Source organism: Haliscomenobacter sp. (assembly GCF_040403615.1).
Classification (GTDB): domain Bacteria; phylum Bacteroidota; class Bacteroidia; order Chitinophagales; family Saprospiraceae; genus Haliscomenobacter.
Window position 1 is genome coordinate 1 of sequence record NZ_JBBAKG010000236.1, and the last position, 2,972, is coordinate 2,972.

Here is a 2,972-nt window from a genome sequence, read left to right on the forward strand (position 1 = left end):
GGATGACCTCGTGCGGTGCTAAATCCTTGTGGATGCTTTTCCACAAACGAATGTAGGAGCTTCCCGAAAACAAGATGGCTTTGGAAGAATATTTTTCGGTTTGATCGAGTCGCTCAAAATCCAGAATGTCTTTTTCGTACCGAAAAACGGTAGGTGTTTTGGTGTCGCGGTTCAGTTGAATATAGAGCCACAAACCGATTTCATCTAGCGCTTCGGTTTGTTTGGTTTTGTCGTTGTCCAGCGTATGCCCGGTATTTTCGAATACCTTCAAACCTGTGGAAATGCCTAAGGAAAGCGCCCGCTCAAACAGCACATTGCTGCCGTATTTGAAGCGGTGGTAATCAAAGGTCGAATCGAATGGTACGATTTTGTCGGCAGTGCCGTGTACGTTGAATACGGGTACATCGCCAGCATCGATCCAGCGGAAATCGATCATTGCACCCCAACAGTTGACCACGGCTTTTACCCGCGAGGAAAAACCAGGGTTGCCGCTGTTGCCTTCCAGTGATCCTAATTTGGCGACGTCAACCCAGGCAGGGACTTCATGCTGATCCAGGTACGCCATTTGTAAGGCCGTCATGCCTCCAGCCGAGCCGCCCATGATGAAAATTTGGGTAGTATCGATGCCGTATTGCGCCGCATTTTTTCTAAAAAACCGCACGGCGGCTTTGGCGTCTTGCACCGCGCGGTACATGGCTTCAACGTAATTGGTATCGTTTGGGGGCGCAGCGACCCCGAGGCGGTAATTGATAGAGCTGCACACATATCCCCTTTGCGCCAGCCCCTTGCTAAACAACAATGGATAACCACTGGCTTTGTCGCCAGTTTGGAATCCACCGCCGTGTACAAAAACCACCAGGGGGCGTTTTTTCAAGGTATCAGCGGTGGGCGCGTAGATGTCCAAGAGTAGTTTTTCGGCTTCGCCCTTCAGGTTAATGGCTTCCCCGTATTGGATGTTCATAAAGGAGTCGATGGCCGAAAATACCGGGAATTTGAAGCGAGGCAGGTTTTGAGCAGTCGCCCAATTGCAGGTAAAAAGCAGCAATAAAGAGAGTATCTTGAATTTCAGGGTATTCATTTGATGGGAATTTCAGGTGCAAAATACCGGTTGTACAACGGTGATTTGGGGCTTAAACCTTCCAAATTCAGAATCTCCACTTTGCGGAAATCGATTGGCTGGCCTTCGCTTTGTAAGGCGATGTACCCTTCCTTGAGCAATTTCCCATCCACTTTAATGTTCGGATCGTAGCCATTTGCCACGCCACCGCCAATTTGAGGTTTGGAGTATTGCAGCACTTTTTCGCCATCGATGATGTGGGTGATCAAGGAATCCCCCAATACGATCAGTTCGGCGCGTACCCATTCGTCTTTGCCGTAGGTTTTGGAACTGGACTCAATGCAGTGCCGGGGGTCTTTTTTGCCCTGAAAAATCACATCCGTACCCGGCGAACACATGTTGCCGGTAGGGCGGGGTTTGCCATCGCCCAATCCGGCCAGGAACTGCATCTCCACCGAAATAGGCCAGTCTTGCTCTTTGGGCATGGTGCGCGGGTCTTGGGAGTGAAACATCACGCCACTGTTGAGCTGGGTATAGCTGGGTGCATCCTTGCGCCACTCGTCGGCAAAACGGTATTCGACGACCAGGTGGTAATGCGAAAAGGGCTGCTTGTAATACAGGTGTCCGTAGCGGTTGTTGAATTTGTCGTACTGGTCATAGCGCACTTTGATCATGCCATCTTCCACCCGGAAAGTGTTGCCGTAATTGTCGCCCACTTCGTGGTGGAATATTTTGACGATCCAATCCTTGGTGTTTTTGCCGTTGAAGAGGGAGACCCAGCCTTTTTCTCCGGCGGCTTTTTGGGTGGTCGAGCAGCTGGAAAAAGCCAAAAGTAGGACCAAGAGGCTGCATGAACCTGAAATCTTGATCAGTGTAGGTGTTTTTAGCATGGTTGCGAACTTTTTTACAAATCTAGTGCATTAACTGATATGTTGAACTTAGCTAAAGCCGCAGTTGTATTGTCCTTCATGCTTGGCATTGCATGCCGAATTAAGGTATGGATTGGTCAATTCTTTAAAAGGTCAATCAGATTATTTTTAGCTTCACTTGAAATATTTTTTCAATAAGTTTTAATAAAGCTGCCGTATTATTGATTTTATTTTGATGGATTGATTTTAGCACATTAAAAAATGCTTCATCACCAATCGTGTTCCTGAAATTGACTAACGCAACTGGTGCCTTTCGATAAAGTATCATTGAGGCACTATTGTCGTTTCTATCCATTTCCCAAACTGGAGCAACTTTTTTTGACATTTCTTTGTAATTTTTCACTTCATTTAGGTAAGCAGAGTCGCTAATAAATTTTTGAATAAATAAAAGCGTACTAAATTCTGCAAATCCTTCATTCAGCCAATCCTCCCAAGTGTCATCACTTGCTTTGTTCCACCAAAAATGGGCAACTTCATGACTTATTGTTTTATTAATATCAAATGAGCTTTCTCCTTTGGTTTGCATATAAATCAAATCTTTCCTCGCAAAAGCATTTCCACCTTTAAAAGGCGTTGCAATTATTGTAAGATTCCCTTTTTCAACTTCTCCATATATTGTTTTGTAAAAATTATAGGCTTGAATAGTGCTGGCGATGATTGAGTCGGCTTTTGCTTCGGTAAAGCCAATATAACTCATTGTAATATTGGCATCATTATCTTTAAATTTTTTGGTTTTCATAGTATTTGATGCAACCAGAACAATATCAGATGTTTGAGAGGATTGCACTAGTTTCCATTTCCTATTTTGATAACTGACTTCGCCTGCACCTGATACAATAAAAGGTTTTGGTATAGAAACTGTTACTGAATAATTAAACTTGCCCCAATCAAAATTTACTGGATACCACGAGCTGTAGGATGCTAACGCAATCCATTCATTTGTAAATGAACTGGTATTGTGTTTTAATTCCATTAGTGATACTATA

At 44.4% G+C, this 2,972-nt stretch carries 3 protein-coding genes; all 3 read right to left on the minus strand.

Annotated elements, in window-relative coordinates:
- A partial coding sequence (locus tag ABW391_RS29130) for an alpha/beta hydrolase (protein WP_353485423.1) occupies positions 1–1,078 on the minus strand: 1,078 nt, incomplete at its 3' end.
- Positions 1,075–1,947, minus strand: a complete 873-nt coding sequence (locus ABW391_RS29135; RefSeq protein ID WP_353485424.1) for a 3-keto-disaccharide hydrolase — start codon at positions 1,945–1,947, stop codon at positions 1,075–1,077. The genes ABW391_RS29135 and ABW391_RS29130, both read right to left, overlap by 4 nt.
- 136 nt (positions 1,948–2,083) lie before the next feature.
- Positions 2,084–2,972 (minus strand): M1 family aminopeptidase (locus ABW391_RS29140; protein WP_353485425.1); only part of this gene is annotated, 889 nt, incomplete at its 5' end.